At 47.7% G+C, this 17,043-nt stretch carries 13 protein-coding genes; 6 read left to right on the top strand and 7 right to left on the bottom strand.

What is annotated here, in order from left to right:
• The first annotated feature begins 20 nt into the window (after positions 1 to 20).
• From H608_RS21695 to H608_RS0108215, 6 genes are all read left to right on the top strand, one after another.
• A complete protein-coding gene (locus tag H608_RS21695; RefSeq protein WP_038007797.1) occupies positions 21 to 1,547 on the top strand; it encodes a tagaturonate reductase in 1,527 nt (508 codons plus the stop codon).
• 3 nt (positions 1,548 to 1,550) lie between these two features.
• Entirely contained in the window at positions 1,551 to 3,191 is a 1,641-nt protein-coding gene (locus H608_RS0108190; protein ID WP_245565738.1) for a UxaA family hydrolase, read from the top strand.
• 38 nt (positions 3,192 to 3,229) lie between these two features.
• Positions 3,230 to 4,663, top strand: coding sequence for a glucuronate isomerase (uxaC, locus tag H608_RS0108195; protein ID WP_028787254.1), 1,434 nt, complete (start codon positions 3,230 to 3,232; stop codon positions 4,661 to 4,663).
• Between the two features lie 141 nt (positions 4,664 to 4,804).
• Positions 4,805 to 5,833: a sugar kinase gene (locus tag H608_RS0108205; RefSeq protein ID WP_028787255.1), complete on the top strand. Its 1,029-nt coding sequence runs from the start codon at positions 4,805 to 4,807 to the stop codon at positions 5,831 to 5,833.
• 27 nt (positions 5,834 to 5,860) lie between these two features.
• A complete protein-coding gene (locus H608_RS0108210) occupies positions 5,861 to 6,523 on the top strand; it encodes a beta/alpha barrel domain-containing protein (RefSeq protein ID WP_028787256.1) in 663 nt (220 codons plus the stop codon).
• Between the two features lie 6 nt (positions 6,524 to 6,529).
• Positions 6,530 to 7,969 carry an MFS transporter gene (locus H608_RS0108215; RefSeq protein ID WP_028787257.1) on the top strand — a complete coding sequence of 480 codons (1,440 nt, stop codon included), beginning with the start codon at positions 6,530 to 6,532 and terminating at the stop codon, positions 7,967 to 7,969.
• A 335-nt stretch (positions 7,970 to 8,304) separates the two neighbouring features.
• Here the strand turns inward: H608_RS0108215 and htpG are convergent, their stop codons facing one another.
• From htpG to H608_RS0108250, 7 genes are all read right to left on the bottom strand, one after another.
• A complete protein-coding gene (htpG, locus tag H608_RS0108220) occupies positions 8,305 to 10,191 on the bottom strand; it encodes a molecular chaperone HtpG (protein ID WP_028787258.1) in 1,887 nt (628 codons plus the stop codon).
• An 87-nt stretch (positions 10,192 to 10,278) separates the two neighbouring features.
• On the bottom strand, positions 10,279 to 10,926 hold the full coding sequence (locus H608_RS21700) for a DUF1003 domain-containing protein (RefSeq protein WP_051268134.1): 648 nt from the start codon (positions 10,924 to 10,926) through the stop codon (positions 10,279 to 10,281).
• 172 nt (positions 10,927 to 11,098) lie between these two features.
• A complete protein-coding gene (locus H608_RS0108230; protein WP_028787259.1) occupies positions 11,099 to 12,883 on the bottom strand; it encodes an AMP-dependent synthetase/ligase in 1,785 nt (594 codons plus the stop codon).
• Positions 12,884 to 13,037: 154 nt separating this feature from the next.
• Complete coding sequence (locus H608_RS0108235; protein ID WP_028787260.1) at positions 13,038 to 14,060, bottom strand: tetratricopeptide repeat protein; 1,023 nt, start codon at positions 14,058 to 14,060, stop codon at positions 13,038 to 13,040.
• Positions 14,061 to 14,166: 106 nt separating this feature from the next.
• Entirely contained in the window at positions 14,167 to 15,390 is a 1,224-nt protein-coding gene (locus tag H608_RS0108240; RefSeq protein ID WP_028787261.1) for a DUF1015 domain-containing protein, read from the bottom strand.
• Positions 15,391 to 15,438: 48 nt separating this feature from the next.
• The gene (gene serC / locus H608_RS0108245) at positions 15,439 to 16,509 is read right to left on the bottom strand and encodes a 3-phosphoserine/phosphohydroxythreonine transaminase (RefSeq protein ID WP_028787262.1); all 1,071 of its coding nucleotides are present in this window, start codon (positions 16,507 to 16,509) and stop codon (positions 15,439 to 15,441) included.
• A 267-nt stretch (positions 16,510 to 16,776) separates the two neighbouring features.
• A partial coding sequence (locus tag H608_RS0108250) for a hypothetical protein (RefSeq protein WP_028787263.1) occupies positions 16,777 to 17,043 on the bottom strand: 267 nt, incomplete at its 5' end.

The following is a 17,043-nucleotide window of genomic DNA, read 5'->3' on the forward strand; positions in this document are numbered from 1 at the left end:
TGTTTTTATAAAGGATACTTATGCAACTTTCGAAGAAAATAGTAAAAGAGATACAACCCGCTGATGGATTGGTGCTGCCAGATGAAAAGTTATTGTCGCTGCCCGAAAAGGTTTTACAATTCGGCACCGGTGTGCTGCTGCGCGGTCTGCCGGATTATTTTATCGATAAAGCCAACCGCCAGGGAATTTTCAACGGCCGCATCGTTGTGGTAAAGTCTACAGCCAGCGGTGGCACCGACGCTTTCGAAAGCCAGGATGGTTTGTTCACACTTTGTGTTCGCGGTATCGAAAATGGGCAGGAAAAACAGGAAACCATCGTCAATTCTTCCGTAAGCCGCGTGCTGAATGCCGCCACCGCCTGGAAAGATATTCTTGCCTGTGCCGCTAACCCCGATATGCAATTGATCATTTCCAATACCACTGAAGTAGGTATTGTGCTGACTGATGATGATATGCATGCAGCGCCACCGGCTTCGTTTCCCGGAAAGTTGCTCGCCTTTCTCTATGAACGCTACCGCGTATTCAAAGGAGCAGCGAACAGCGGGATGGTGATTGTGCCCACCGAACTGATCGTGAACAACGGCGATAAGCTGCGTGAAATCGTATTGGAACAGGCACGCCGTCATGACCTGGAAACTTCCTTCATCGACTGGCTTGAGCAATCCAACTATTTCTGCAATTCATTGGTGGATCGCATTGTGCCCGGTAAACTTTCGCCGGCCGACCAGGAAGCTACTACTAAACAATTGGGCTATACAGACGACCTGATGATCATGGCCGAGACTTTCCGTCTCTGGGCTATCGAAGCTTCAGACGATCGCGTACAAGAAATATTGTCTTTTGCCGCAGCGGATGAAGGCGTGATAATTGCACCCGATATCGAGAAATTCCGCGAACTGAAACTGCGTTTGCTGAACGGCACGCATACATTCAGTTGCGGTCTGGCCTTCCTTGCAGGTTTTACCACCGTGAAAGAAGCGATGGCCGACGAACAGATGAGCGTGTTTGTCCATAACCTGATGATACAGGAAATGGCAAGAGCCGTGAGCAATGAAACGATTTCGTACAGCGAAGCATGTGATTTTTCTGCACGTTTGCTGGATCGTTTCCGCAATCCCTTCCTCGAACATCAATGGATTGCCATCACGCTGAACTATACTTCGAAAATGAAAATGCGCAACATCCCGGTGCTGTTGCGTCATTATGCCAATACGGATAAAGTGCCTGCACACATGGCGCTTGGTTTTGCCGCTTACCTGTTATTCATGAATGGCAAAGCCGTAGCGGATAACCGTTTTGAAGGAACGCTCAATGGTGTGAATTATCCGATACAGGATGATCAGGCTGGTTACTTTGCCGCAAAATGGGAACAAGCCGGCAACGATGCAACGGCACTCGTGGAAAGTGTATTGTCGGACAAAGAACAGTGGGATACCGATCTTACCCAGCTTCCCGGTTTTGCGCAGGCTGTTAAAAATGAATTGGAATCATTGCAGCAGAAAGGAGCCAATGAAACGCTCCGCAATGCTGTGCTACAAAAAATATAACTGATGCAACAAGTGTTAAAGGTCCATGCCAAAGACAATGTGCTGGTGGCATTGCGGGACCTGGCGAAAGGACAGGAGATTGAATTCAACGGTGAAAAATTCACTTTGCAGGATGATATTCCTGCCAAACATAAATTTTTCACACAGGATATGCAGGCGGGTGATGAAATCACCATGTATGGAGTGCTTGTAGGAAAGACCCAGGTGTTTGTGCCTTCGGGAGGTCGCATGACAACGGAGAATACCAAACACGCGGCGGATCCCTTTTTCTTCCGTCCTTATAACTATAGCTGGCAGCCGCCGGATGTTTCGCGTTTTGAAGGCCGCACATTCAATGGTTATCACCGAAGCGACGGGCGTGTGGGTACGGCCAATTACTGGCTTTTCATTCCAACCGTTTTTTGTGAGAACCGCAACCTCGATGTGATCCGCGAAGCGATGCACAACGAACTCGGTTATTCCGTTACTGATAAATACAAACAGAAAACACATCACCTGCTCGAACTGTACCGCGAAGGCGCCGATCTCAGCAGTGCCGATCTCGATCTGCGTGAATCCGTTTATCCGGTGAACCGCGTTTTTCCGAATGTAGACGGTATCAAGTTCCTGAATCACCAGGGAGGATGCGGCGGCATTCGCCAGGATGCGGCTATTCTCAGTAAACTGCTCGCGGCTTATGCCGATCATCCGAATGTGGCGGGTGTAACCGTGCTGAGCCTGGGATGCCAGAATCTGCAGGTGGCAGATTTTCTTAAAGACCTGAAAGAACGTAATCCTAAATTTGATAAGCCACTGCACATTTTCGAGCAGCAGCAATCACAAAGCGAGGAGCAACTCATTACCGAAGCGATCCGCCAGACCTTTTTGGGTTTGATCGAAATAAATAAATTCGAACGCCAACCCGCACCGCTCGATAAAATGGTGGTCGGTGTGAAATGTGGTGGCAGCGATGGTTTCAGTGGCATCTCTGCCAACCCGGCTGTTGGCTATTGCAGCGACCTGCTGGTCGGATTGGGCGCGAAAGTATTGCTCGCAGAATTTCCCGAACTCTGTGGCGCTGAGCAAAACCTGATCGACCGCACCAAAGAAGAAGCTTCTGCAAAAAAGTTCATGCACCTGATGACGGCGTACAACGATGCGGCGCACAAAGTAGGCTCCGGTTTTCATATGAATCCCTCACCCGGTAATATCCGCGACGGGCTGATTACCGATGCGATCAAGAGTACGGGCGCTGCACGTAAAGGCGGCACCTCACCGGTGGAAGATGTGCTTGATTATACAGAACCTGCCGTGAAGCCCGGTCTCAATCTCGTTTGCACACCGGGTAATGATGTGGAAGCAACTACAGGCAAGGCTGCAAGTGGCGCCACACTTATTTTGTTCACTACAGGTTTGGGCACACCAACCGGCAACCCCGTTTGTCCGACGATCAAAGTGGCTACCAATACCGCGCTGGCGCGTCGTATGAGTGACATCATCGATATCAATACCGGTCCTATTATCGATGGCGAAAAGACCATTGAACAAATGGGTGAAGAGATATTGGAATACTGTATCAAAGCTGCGAGCGGTGAAGTGACGCCGAAAGCAGTGCTGTTGAACCAGGATGATTTTATTCCCTGGAAAAGAGGCGTATCATTATAACTAACCGGCAGTCCGCTGCCACTGTAAATATGTAACCGATGAAAAAATTTCTCGACGAAAACTTTCTGCTGCATACCGCTACGGCGCAACGTCTTTATCATGAATATGCGAAAGACATGCCGATCATCGACTATCACTGTCACCTGCCCCCACAGCAGATAGCAGAGGACACGCGTTTTGAAAACATTACACAGGCGTGGCTGTATGGTGATCACTACAAGTGGAGAGCCATGCGCACCAATGGAGTGGATGAAAGTTACTGCACGGGTAACCGCGGAGATTGGGAGAAATTTGAACAGTGGGCGGCAACCGTTCCTTACACGTTGAGAAATCCTTTGTATCATTGGACGCATCTCGAACTGCAACGTTATTTTAATGTACACGATATATTAAGTCCGAAAACCGCACGTGCGATTTATGACACCTGTACATCACTGATACAAACACCCGAGTATTCGGTTCGCAACCTGCTCCGCAAAATGAATGTGAAAGTGGTTTGTACCACTGACGATCCTGTGGATTCGCTGGAGTATCACCAGCAAATGAAAGAAGAGGGATTTGAAATTCCGATCCTTCCCGCTTTCCGTCCCGACAATGCGATGAATGTAAGCGATCCGCAGAAGTTCAATGCCTACCTGAAAAAACTGGAAGGTGCCTCCGGCACGTCCATTTCATCGTTCGATGATTTCCTGTATGCCTTACAAAACCGCCATGATTTCTTTGCGTCGATGGGTTGTTCCGTTTCGGATCATGGCCTGGAGGAAATTTATGCGGAAGACTTTACAGGTTCGGAGATCGATGCCATTTTTAATAAAGTCCATGGCGGAAAAAATCTGAACGACAGCGAGCAACGCAAATTCAAGTCGGCGATGCTGCTGCACTTTGCAGAATGGGATTGGGAAAAAGGCTGGGTGCAACAATTTCACCTGGGTGCGCTGCGCAACAACAACTCGCGCATGATGCAAACGCTCGGACCGGATACAGGATGGGATTCAATCGGAGATTTTTCACAAGCACGTGCCTTGTCAAGATTCCTTGATAAACTCGATACCGACAATCACCTTGCTAAAACGATCCTGTATAATCTTAATCCATCCGACAATGAACTGATGGCAACGATGATCGGCAACTTCAATGACGGATCTGTTGCGGGCAAAGTGCAGTTTGGTTCGGGCTGGTGGTTCCTCGATCAGAAAGATGGCATGACGCGTCAATTGAACGCGTTGAGCAACATGGGGCTGCTGAGTCGTTTCGTAGGCATGCTGACGGATTCACGCAGCTTCCTTTCTTTCCCGCGTCACGAATATTTCCGCCGCCTGTTGTGTGATCTTTTGGGAACAGAAGTAGAAAACGGAGAACTGCCCAACGATATCGAATGGATCGGATCTGTGGTGAAAGATATTTGTTTCAACAACAATAAAAATTATTTCAACTGGCAGTTGGAAACAACGCCGATTGTAGCGGAAAAATAAGCGCTGACTCCGCGGTGCAGGCACATTTCTTTTTGTGTTGTGCGCAGCACATCGTATTTTTCACCTTTCCGGCGAAACCCGCCGTGGTATTGAATTTGAGAAAAAAACACCGGTAACGTTTCCGGTGACCGGGTTAGGCTTATGAATACAACTGTTTTTTGTTTTGGAGAACTGTTGCTGCGCATGTCGCCGTCTTTGGGCGGAGAGTGGATAGCACAAAACTCCATGCCTGTTTATATCGGAGGAGCCGAGCTCAATGTAGCTACCGCACTCGGCTGCTGGAATGTCCCTGTACGATATGGTACAGCGCTTCCTGATCATTATCTCACCGACGAAATACTGACTTACGTTCGCTCACGCGAAATCGATACATCTGTCGTTCATCGTTCCGGTGAGCGCATTGGTACTTATTATCTTCCGCAAGGTGCTGACCTGAAAAATGCCGGTGTTATTTATGACCGTGCCTACTCCTCTTACTGGCAACTGAAGCCGGGCATGATCAACTGGAAAGAAGCATTGGCCGGTTGCGGCTGGTTTCATTTCAGCGCTATCAGCCCCGCATTGAACGAAGATGCAGTAGAAGTATTGGAAGAAGCATTGGAAGTTGCTACAGCAATGGGATTAAAAATATCCATTGACCTGAACTACCGCGCCAAGTTGTGGAAATACGGCAAGACGCCGCAGGAAATCATGCCGCGCCTGGTGAAGTATTGCGATCTGGTTATGGGCAATATCTGGGCCGCAGGAAATTTATTGGGAATACCCATTGATGCCGGTGTGCATTTGCAGGACGATAAGAATGTATTCCTGGCACATGCAACAAAAACAGCGGCAGCGATCCGCGAACAATATCCGCGTTGCGAATGGGTAGCCAATACCTTCCGTTTCGACGAAGGCAATGGCATCCGTTACTATGCATCACTCGACAGTGCAGCGGGACAATCGGTATCGCCTTTATTTGAAACACAACTGGTGGTGGACAAGATCGGCAGTGGTGATTGTTTCATGGGCGGACTGATCTACGGTTTCTGGAATGAACTGGAGCCCGCGCAGACAATCGGTTATGCAGCGGCGGCGGCATTCGGCAAGCTGCAGGAAAAAAGCGACGCCACACGTCAGACAGAGAACGATGTAAAACGCCTGCTCAATGCACAGGCGGTAAATCCATAGAGCGCTTCGCTCAGTTAATGAATGATCATGGAATACCAGGAACAAATTATTGAGGCGGTAAAACAACAAGGAGTATTGCCGCTGTTTTATCACGCCGATCCCGAAGTATGTTTGAGCATAACTGCTACTTTATATGAAGCAGGCATACGGGTGATTGAATTTACCAATCGTGGTCCGCAGGCGCTGGCAAATTTCCAGTTGCTGGTGAAAACGCGTGATGAAAAATGGCCGGGCTTATTGCTGGCAGTGGGTACGATCCGTTCTGCAGAGCAGGCGGTAAAATTCATTGATGCAGGAGCTGATTTTCTGATCAGTCCTGTATTTGATGCAGACGTATGTGATGTAGCCTATTTGCATAAAAAACTTTGGATTCCGGGTTGCATGACACCGACAGAAGTGCATGTGGCAGAAAATGCGGGATGCAAATTTGTAAAACTGTTTCCCGGTAATGCACTCGGACCTGATTTTGTCAGTGCCATCCGCGAACTGTTCCCGGAAATGTTGTTCATGCCCACAGGTGGTGTGGACGTAAGCCGCGAGAATATCGGCAGTTGGCTCGATGCGGGTGTATGTGCAGTAGGATTGGGAAGTAAGCTGATCAGTAAAAAACGAATTGCGGATAAAGACTATGCGGGTATCGGGCAGGCCACTAAAGAAGCCCTTGCCATCATCCAATCACTCAAAAATTAAAAGATTATGCTTGCCAACGGAAACGTGAAAATGACGAATTACCGGTGGGTGGTTTGTTCGATGTTGTTCTTTGCTACGACCATCAACTATCTTGACCGCCAGGTACTCTCACTCACCTGGAAAGATCATATTGTTCCGGAGTTTCACTGGAACAATACCGACTATGGTAACATCACTTCTATTTTCTCGTTGGTCTATGCGGTGTCCATGCTCTTCGCCGGCCGTTTTGTAGACTGGCTGGGAACGAAGAAAGGATTTCTGTGGGCGATCTTCATCTGGTCTATCGGCGCGTGTTTGCATGCGCTTTGCGGCATTGCCACTTCGGGCTGGATAACCGGTGATTGGTTTGTCAGTTTTGCCGGAGCGAAGGAATCATTGAAGCAGGTATCCGATACGGTATTGGTGACAACCACCAGCGTGATGTTTTTCATCTTTGCACGTATTGTGTTGGCGATAGGTGAGGCCGGCAACTTTCCTGCAGCTATCAAGGCGACGGCAGAATACTTTCCCAAAAAAGACCGTGGATTTGCAACCAGTATCTTTAATGCCGGTGCCACGATCGGTGCGATGGCGGCACCCGCCACCATTCCTTATATCGCCAAATACTGGGGCGGTTGGGAGATAACGTTTATTATCATCGGTGCCCTCGGTTTTATATGGATGGGGCTCTGGATCTTCATCTTCAAAAAACCCGAAGAGCATCCAAAAGTCAACAAAGAAGAACTGTCTTATATTCAACAGGACGATATAGGATATACCGAGCATTCCGTACAGACGAAACGTATGCCTTTCCTGCAGGCATTTAAATACAAACAGACTTGGGCATTCGCTGTGGGCAAATTCATGACGGATGGTGTATGGTGGTTTTTCCTCTTCTGGATGCCGGCTTACCTGAGTTCTGTTTATAAGTTGTCAGGGACCGAAAGTGCTATTTATCTCACCGTGTTGTATGCCATTACGCTCTTGTCGATTATCGGCGGATGGTTGCCCACCTTCTTTGTAGAAAAAAGAGGCATGAACCCTTATTCGGGCCGTATGCGCGCCATGTTAATCTTTGCGTTTATTCCATTGCTGGCTTTGCTGGCGCAGCCACTCGGATACTACTCGGTATGGGTGCCTGTTATCATCGTTGGTATCGCAGGTGCTGCGCACCAGGCCTGGTCGGCAAATATCTTTTCCACGGTGGGAGATATGTTCCCTAAATCTGCAGTGGCAACAGTAACCGGTATTGGCGGTATGGCGGGTGGTATCGGTTCCTACCTGATCAATAAAGGTTCCGGTGTATTATTCGACTACGCGGAAAAAACACAATTAAAACTTTTCGGCTTTGAAGGCATCGAGTCGGGCTATTTTATCATCTTTTCCATTTGCTCCGTTGCTTATCTTATTGGCTGGATGATCATGAAGTCGCTGGTGCCGCATTATAAGGTGATTACGGATATTTGAGTTGTAAGTAGTAAGTTTTAAGTTATAAGTAAACAGCCTTCGCTCATCTATGAAATGGTAACTGCTTCATTTTCACATTTGCCAAAGGCGACATATGTTGGCACAGCCGTTTTAAGTTATAAGTAAACAGCCATGATTCCACACATGAACCATGGCTGTTTCATTTTCACATTTGCCAAAGGCGAAATATGTTGGCACAGCCGTTTTAAGTTATAGGTAAACAGCCATGATTCTACACATGCATATGGCTGTTTCATTTTCACATTTTCACATTTGCCGAAGGCAACACATTTTCACATTAAAAAAGCCCCCGCCAAAGGCGAGGGGCTTTTTAATTATATCATTTCAACACTTCGTTTGACAAACGCGGTAAGATCGGAGCCGGTGAGCATGCCTTGTGACAGCAGCGCCAGGTCGATTGCCTGTTTGGCCATGCGTTGTTGTTCGCTTTCATCTGCGGAAGCAATCTTGCTGATCAGCGGATGGTTGCCATTTACCGTTACGGCATAATTGTCGGGCAATGTACCGTAGAAATGCATACCGGCACCACCACCCATCTGTGCCATGTCTTTCATGCGACGCATGAACTCATCCATCGTAATGGTAACAGGCAGTTCCTGCGGCGACAGGCTTTCAACACTTACCTGCATGCCGGGTTTGCTGATCTGTTTTTCAAATGCAGCTTTAACAGCGGTAGATTGTTCCTCTGTGAGGATAAGCGGAATGGTTTCATCTTTCTGGATCAACGTATCCACAGTGCCGGAGTCAACACGTTTGATACGTGTCTTTTCCAGTTTGTGTTCCAGATGGCTGATGAAATGATTGTCCAGCGGAGAATCCATTTTCAACACATCATAACCTCTTGTGGTGGCAGACTGGATATAAGCATCCTGTTTGCCCGGATCGGTTGTATAGAGATAAACCAATTCACCATTCTTGTCTGTCTGCAACGGAGTGGTCTTTTCTTTATATTCATCCAAGGTGAAAAAGGCATTGTCTGTATTTGTCAGGAGCAAAAACTCTTTTGCCTTATCATAAAACTTTTCATCGGTGATCATGCCGTACTTCACAAACATGCCGATGTCTTCCCATTTCTCTTCGTATATTTTTCTGTCTTTGCGATAGAGTTCTGAAAGTTTGTCGGCTACTTTTTTGGTGATATAGGTATTGATCTTTTTCACGTTGCTGTCGGCCTGCAGAAAACTCCTGGAAACGTTCAGCGGAATGTCCGGAGAGTCGATCACGCCGTGGAGCAGCATCAGGAATTCGGGAACGATGTCTTTTACTTCATCGGTAATAAATACCTGGCGGGAAAACAGTTTGATCTTGTTGGGGCGGAGTTCCATTTCCTTTTTCACTTTGGGGAAATACAAAACGCCGGTGAGGTTGAACGGATAATCCACGTTAAGATGGATCCAGAACAAGGGATCTTCTGCCATCGGGTACAGCTCGCGATAGAAAGAAAGATAATCTTCTTCCGTCAGGGAAGACGGCGACTTGGTCCAGATGGGTTGGGTATTGTTGATGATGTTATCAACTTCTTCCTGTTTGTATTGCGGTTTGCCTTCGGCATCTTCTCCGTCGGGTACGGAAGTGGTGCGGGTACCGAATTTGATCGGCACGGGAAGGAATGCGCAGTATTTGCTGAGAATTTCCTGGATGCGGTGTTCTTCCAGGAACTCTTCGGATTCGCTGTTGATGTAAAGAATAATGTCGGTACCGCGTTCGGTGCGGTTGCCTTCTGTCAATTCAAATTCGGTGCTGCCGTCGCAGATCCAGCGGGCGGGCTGCGCGCCATCCTGGAAAGAAAGCGTTTGAATCTCTACTTTTTCTGCCACCATGAAAGCGGAGTAAAAGCCGAGACCGAATTTGCCGATCAGTTCGTTGGCATCTTTGGCCTCTTTGAATTTTTCCACGAACTCGGTAGCGCCGGAAAACGCGATCTGGTTGATGTATTTTTTGATCTCGTCGGCCGTCATGCCAATTCCGCGGTCACTGATGGTCAGGGTTTTCTGCTCTTTGTCGAGCTTTACTTCCACCTGCAGGTCGCCGAGCTGTCCCTGGTATTGACCCAGGGAGGAGAGGCGTTTGATCTTTTGCGTGGCATCTACTGCGTTGGAAACCAGCTCCCGCAGGAATATTTCATGATCCGAATAAAGAAATTTTTTGATGATGGGGAAGATATTCTCCGTGTGTATGGAGATGGTACCTTTTTCTTGCATACGTAACGTTTTTAGGAAAATGAAGGTTTGCCCGAACTAAGCAAGCCTTGTTCCAATCGGGTTATTGTTGCCAAACTGACAGTAGATTCAGGATTTGCTGCGGTCTTCGCGGATCATTTTGCTGATGCTGGCCATCATTTCAGCCTGAAGTTCCTGTATTTCCAGCAGGCGTTTATTCTGGTGTAATAACAGGTGGTCGATTTTTTCGTGGAGCATCCGGATTTCGACCTCGGCCTTGAGGTTCACCTTATAGTCGTGTTCTGCTCTTTCGCGGTCTTTGTCTTCCTGCCGGTTCTGGCTCATCATGATGATGGGGGCCTGTATGGCTGCCAGGCAGGAAAGGATGAGATTGAGCAGTATGAAAGGATAGGGGTCGAAACCGCGGTTGTGGAACCACCACACATTGAGAACCATCCAGCCCGTCAGGATGATAAAAAACAAAATAATGAAGTTCCAGCTTCCACCGAAAGAGGCTACTTTATCGGCCAGGCGTTCGCCCAAAGAAGGTGGTGAATCTTCGCTATTGCCAAGTGCCCGGGCGAGCAGTTTTTTCTTGCCGATGCTGGAGGCGACGGTTTTTTCCACCTCGGTCAGTTCTCCTACTTCTTCCTGTAATAATTTTTCAATGTAGGCTTTCCGCAGGAGGTTCATGTCTGCGGAGGGAATGACGGTGTTTCCGTCGTATCCGGGAACCTGCTCGCGCAAAAAATCGTAGAAGGAGTAAGTGCTTTCCAAAAGCTAATTTGAAGATTTGAAAATTTGATAATGAGCGTCAGTCGTGAATGGTCAATAGTGAATGGTCAATGGTGAATGAGTCAATGGTCAATAGTGAATAATGGTTGTTTCATTTTCACATTTACATATTTGCCGAAGGCGACATATTTTCACATTCCGTTTTCACCTTTACTCACGCGTAAATCCGCTCGATTGCGTCCCTGTGCTTCTCCATGATCACTTTACGTTTCATGGAAAGTTTGGGCGTCATTTCGCCGGTATCAACACTCCACTCATTCGGCAATAGTTCAAATTTTTTGATCTGTTCAACGTGGTTGAAGTTTTCGTTATAGCGATCCACCGTTTCACGGAATACTTTTAATACCTGGTCATTCTGAATAGCTTCCTGCCGTGTAGTGAAGGGAATATTGTGTTCCTGCATCCAATCCTGCACAGCGGTAAACGAAGGAACGATCAGCGCTCCCACAAATTTACGTTCCGAACCAACCACCATGATCTGCTCGATGAAACGGCTTTCCTTCATTTTATTTTCGATCGGCTGAGGCGCCACGTATTTACCGCCGCTCGTTTTGAACAACTCTTTTTTGCGATCGGTGATCTTCAGGTATTTGTTGTCAATCCATACGCCGATGTCTCCTGTATAAAGCCATCCGTCTTTCAACGTCTCTTCCGTGAGGTCGGGACGTTTGTAATATCCCTGCATCACGCTTGGCCCTTTCACCATGATCTCGCCATCTTCCGCCAGTTTTACTTCCTGTCCCTCGATCACAAGACCCACGGTGCCAAACATGCTGACTGCACGGCGGTTCACGCTGATCACAGGGCTGTTTTCCGTAGGGCCGTATCCTTCAAACACGGGAATACCTGCTGCACTGAAAATACGAAGCAGTTTCTCGGAAGCTGCGGCACCACCGGTAACGATGAATGAAATGCGCCCTCCCAATGCTTCGCGCCATTTGCTGAAAACAAGTTTGCGGGCGATGCCCAGTTTTATGCGATAAAAAATGCTGCCTTTGTTGTTGAAGTCATAATGTGTACCGAGTGCTACGCTCCAGAAGAACAGGGCACGTTTGATGCCTGTCAGTTCATTGCCTTTGGCCATGATCTTTTCATACACTTTTTCCAGCAGGCGGGGAACGGTGGTGAACCCGTCAGGTTTTATTTCCTTCAGGTTATCACCGATGGTCTCCAGGCTTTCTGCGTAATAAATACTGATGCCGCTGAAAAGATAAACATAGGTGATCATCTTTTCGAAAATGTGGTTGAGCGGCAGAAAGCTCAATGCTTTTTGCGCAGGGTCGTCGTCGAAGGGAAAACTGGCCTTTGAGAAATACACATTGCTCACGATGTTGCCGTGGCTTAACACCACACCTTTCGGTTTGCCCGAAGTGCCGGATGTGTAAATGATGGTAGCTGTATGCGTTTGTGGAATAGTATTTTTGATGCGTTCTACTTCCAGCAGTGCATGATCGTCTGCCAGATCGATCAGTTCCTGGAAGTGACGGGCGCCTTCTATTTTTTCAAAAGTGAATATTTCCTGCAGCAGGGGAAGTTTGTCGCGGATACTCTGTACTTTTTCAAGTAAAGCCGCATCGCTGACAAACATGTATTTAACACCGGCATCGCTGAGAATAAATTCCAGTTCCGCCATACCGGTTGTGGGATAAATAGGAGTGAGGATAGCGCCGATCTGTTGTGCCGCGAGATCGGTAAAAACCCATTCGGGTCTGTTGTTGCTGATGATGCCGATCTTGTCGCTCGACTCCGCAGTGAGAGCGTGACCGCTGACGCCTGATTTCAATAAGCCTGCCGAGAAACGATTAACTATTTTTTCAACCTCTGCAGTTGAATAGTTTTTCCAGGTACCGTTTACCTTGGCATTGAGCATGTCGGGCTTGGGAAACTTTTCCAACTGATTACGGATGGCATCAAAAAGGCGAAAGGCAGGATATTCCATATGGTTCGTCGTTGTCGTTATGAATATGCGGCCCTGTTTCATGCCCTCTTACAAAGTAAGGAAAAAGCGGGGAAAAATAGTTGCTATTAAAACTTTTTAACCATATTCCAATGCATATAAAAAGAAAGACCATCGGGTGATGGTCTTTATAAAATCAGTTTGATTGATAGTTCTGATTCGGGGGCATTTTGAAAACGCGTGATTTCTGGAAATTGGAAAATTTCTCATACGCTTCGGCATGAGATTTTGTCCAGTTGTCATACGCTGCCAGGTCGTGTACCGTACCAAAAAGCCATTGGTTGTATGCTTCAAACATTCCGTCCTGAATAAGCTGTCGTTGGTAGTCAAAAAGGCGGTAAGGAAATTTTGTAGCGTTGGGGCTTTGAAACCAGTCGAGGATGAAACGTGTGCGGATCATCGTGAGTGTTTCCGGTGTCAATCCTTTCGATGCCAGGGAAGATTGCTTGTTCATGGTTTCGAGGAAGGCGCGGCTGAATTCATTTTTATTTTTTTCCTCGCCTTTCATCAGGTCGCTGCCCGCGAAAAGTTTTTCTTTATAAGATTGCAGGAGTAATTGTTTCATGGCCGCTGCGCGCTCGGAAAGACTTTCCATGTTGATGAAGATTTCGCCATAGATCACACTCCATGTTTTATCATGGGTAAAGAAATAATGACGCGCGGCGTTGTAGTAATTACCTGCATAGGAAGGAGCATTGCGGATACCTTTTTCCCAGAGATCGATGGCTCCGGTTATGTTTTTCGTTGCGTAAAGCAATTCACCGTATTCACTGTAAAGTGGACCGCTTTGGGGAAATTTCTTCAGTCCTTTCTTATACATTTTGTCGCATTCCTTCACTTCTTCCAGTGCTTTCAGCACATTCCCTGCCACCTGGTAGCAGACAACGTCTGCATCATCTCGGTCGATCAGGGCTTTGGCAAGCGGAAGCGCTTTGTTATAATCGCGCTTCAGGTAATAAGACATTACGAGATCCTTCTGCAACTCGAGGTTGTTTTTATCTTTTTCCAATGCCCGGTTCAGCACCATGATGGCATTATTGAAATCGGACGCCCGCATAAAGGCGCGGGCATTGTCCTGCATGGTTTTGATATCGTCGTCCTGGGCAAAGGCTCCTGTAACCAGGCAACCTGTAAGCAATAAAAGGAAAAGTTTCTTCATAATCGGGTATTATTCTATCAAGCCGGGCTAACCGGCCGGCAAAATAGGCATATTAAAGGCCTCCATCAAACAGGAAGCGCATTTTTTAGCGTTCTGTTAAGACAGCTCACAGCAGGTGTGTGAGCAATCCGTCGCGGAGTTTGGGTTCAAACCAGGTACTCTTCGGCGGCATTACCTTCCCGCTGTCGGCAATATCAAAAAGCTGGTGAATGGTAACAGGATACAAACTGAATGCAACCTTCATTTCACCGCTGTTTACACGTTTTTCCAGTTCGGACAGTCCGCGGATGCCTCCTACGAAGTCGATACGCTTATCGGTGCGCTGGTCTTTGATGTCCAGGACTTTGTCCAAAATGTTCTCGGAAAGAACGGTTACATCAAGGACGCCGATGGGATCATTATCGTTGTATGTGCCTTCACGGGCCGTCAAAAGGTACCACTGATTATCCAAATACATGCCGAACTCATGGAGTTTGGAAGGCTTCACCTGTTCGTCGCTGAGGGTAACCAGGAAGTCTTCCTGCAGCGCGCTGATGAAGTCTTCTTTGGAATGGCCGTTGAGGTCTTTTACCACACGGTTATAGTCCATGATGGCGAGTTCGCTGGCGGGGAAAATGGTGGTGAGGAAGTAACGGGCCTCTTCGCTGTCGGGCAGCGCCTGGCTTACTTTAGCTGCTGAAGCTGCGCGGTGGTGACCGTCGGCGATATAGGTTGCCGGCACTTTTTCCGCGAAAAGACGGGTGATCGTATCGATAGCGGCCTGATCGTTTACTGTCCAGATCGTATGTTGTATACCGTCTTCAGCCGTGAAATCATACACCGGATCATGCTGCTCTTTCCAGTTGGCGATCAACTGGTCCAGCTCGGCTACGTTATTATAGGCAAGAAAAACATTACCCGTTTGTGCTTCGATCGTGCGCATGTGATCGATGCGGTCTTTTTCTTTTTCAGGGCGGGTGAATTCGTGTTTCTTGATGACGTCGTTGAAATAGTCTTCCACGGCGGAAACGCATACAAGACCGGTCTGGCTGCGGCCGTTCATCACCAAAGTATAAATATAATAGCAGGGTTTTTCTTCAACGGACAGCACGCCATGTTCCTGGTTCTGATGGAGATTTTCTTTGGCGCGGTCATAAACATCCTGGCTATGAATATCGGTATCGGCGGGCAGGTCAACTTCAGCTTTGGTAATATGTAAAAAAGAAAATGGGTTGTCTTTCACTTCTTCGCGGGCCTCCTCGCTGTTGAGAACATCATAGGGACGGGAAGCCACTTTTGCCGCCAGATCCGGACGGGGGCGCAGCGCTTTAAAAGGTTGAATGATCGCCATACTGATAGTTGTTATTTGCTTATAATGGTATAAATATTATTGTTGAAATCAGCCTTTGCTGGCCGCGAATTGTTGCATGAACTGGGTGAGCGCTTCCACGCTTTCGTAAGATAAGGCATTGTACATGGACGCTCTGAAGCCGCCCACGCTGCGATGTCCTTTGATGCCGTAAAAGCCTTCGCTTTTAGCCTGGTCGAGAAATTCTTTTTCTGTTGCCGCGTCGTCGATCACAAATACGGCATTCATCAGGCTGCGGTCTGCTTTGGCCACAGGTCCCCTGAATAACGGCAATGAATCGAGTGTATCGTAAAAGTGGTTTGCTTTTTTTGCATTGCGCTTTTCCATTTCGCTTACGCCTCCTTCTGCTTTCAGCCAGCGGAGTGTGAGCATCGCCACATAGATCGCGAATACGGGCGGTGTATTGATCATGCTTTTCTCCCTGATGTGGTTGCGGTAATCAAGAATAGAAGGAATGTTGCGGTTGACCTTACCAAGCAATTGCTGGTTAACGACAACGAGATTGACACCGGCGGCACCCATATTTTTCTGTGCACCTGCGTAGATCAGCCCGAAACGGTTAAAGTCCAGCACACGGCTGAAGATATCGCTGCTCATATCTGCCACCAGTGGTACGCCAGCATCATAAGGGATGTTATGCCATTGTGTACCTGCAATGGTTTCATTGGTGGTGATATGCAGGTAGGCCGCTGTTGGTGATACATTCAGTTGATGCGGAATGGTGGTGTAGTTGGTGTCTTTGCTGGAACCGGCAATCTCCACATGTCCGAAAAGCTTGGCTTCCTTGATCGCTTTACTACCCCACGTACCGGTGTCCGTATAGGAAGCGATCTGGTTATCATTGAGCAGGTTCATCGGAATCTGCATGAACTGCGTGGTGGCGCCGCCATGAAGAAACAACACTTCGTGGTCGTCGTCGAGTTGCATGAGTTCTTTAACCAGGCTGCGTGCTTCTTCGAGTACTGCTTCAAATTGCGGTGTACGGTGACCGATCTCGAGGATCGAGAGGCCGGAGTTATTGAAGTTAAGTACGGCTTGACTTGCCTGTTCGAAAACCTGCTTTGGTAAAATAGACGGACCTGAGTTGAAGTTGTGTATCATTCTTTGAAACGGTTGAGCCGGCTGTGCCGGGATTTTACTGAGGCGCAAAGATACGGCTTACGTGGCAAGGGAGAAGCGAACAGCCGTTGTAAGTATTAAGTGATAAGTTGTAAGTTATAAGCGCCGCGCTTGTCGAAGTGTAAACAGCCGTAGCTTTCGGGAGATAAATTTTGAACTCTCAGTCGCCTTGGTTCGTGTATACACCATAGCCGTCAACTTAAGGGAAAGACAAAACCCTGCGGTTATCCGCAGGGACAATTTTTTTCCTCATATCTTTGGTTTTTGTTTTTGAAGCCATCGGCATTGGTCGTTACCTGTGTGCTGATGGCTTTGTTTTTTGTAGTACTGCAAAGATAAAGTGTTCCGGGTTTGGGTATCGGGTATTTGTAATAGTTGTTGCAAAGACACGGTGTTGGTCTTGGTTTCTTTGTCGCCGTATAGCACCACCAGTTTGGTGGTTTCTATCAGCCAGCTTTTGAGCCGTTGCCGGCTGCGGCCGATCACCTGTCGCAGTGGTAAGGCCATCGCTTTTAT

Source organism: Terrimonas ferruginea DSM 30193 (assembly GCF_000425585.1).
GTDB classification, from domain to species: Bacteria; Bacteroidota; Bacteroidia; order Chitinophagales; family Chitinophagaceae; genus Terrimonas; species Terrimonas ferruginea.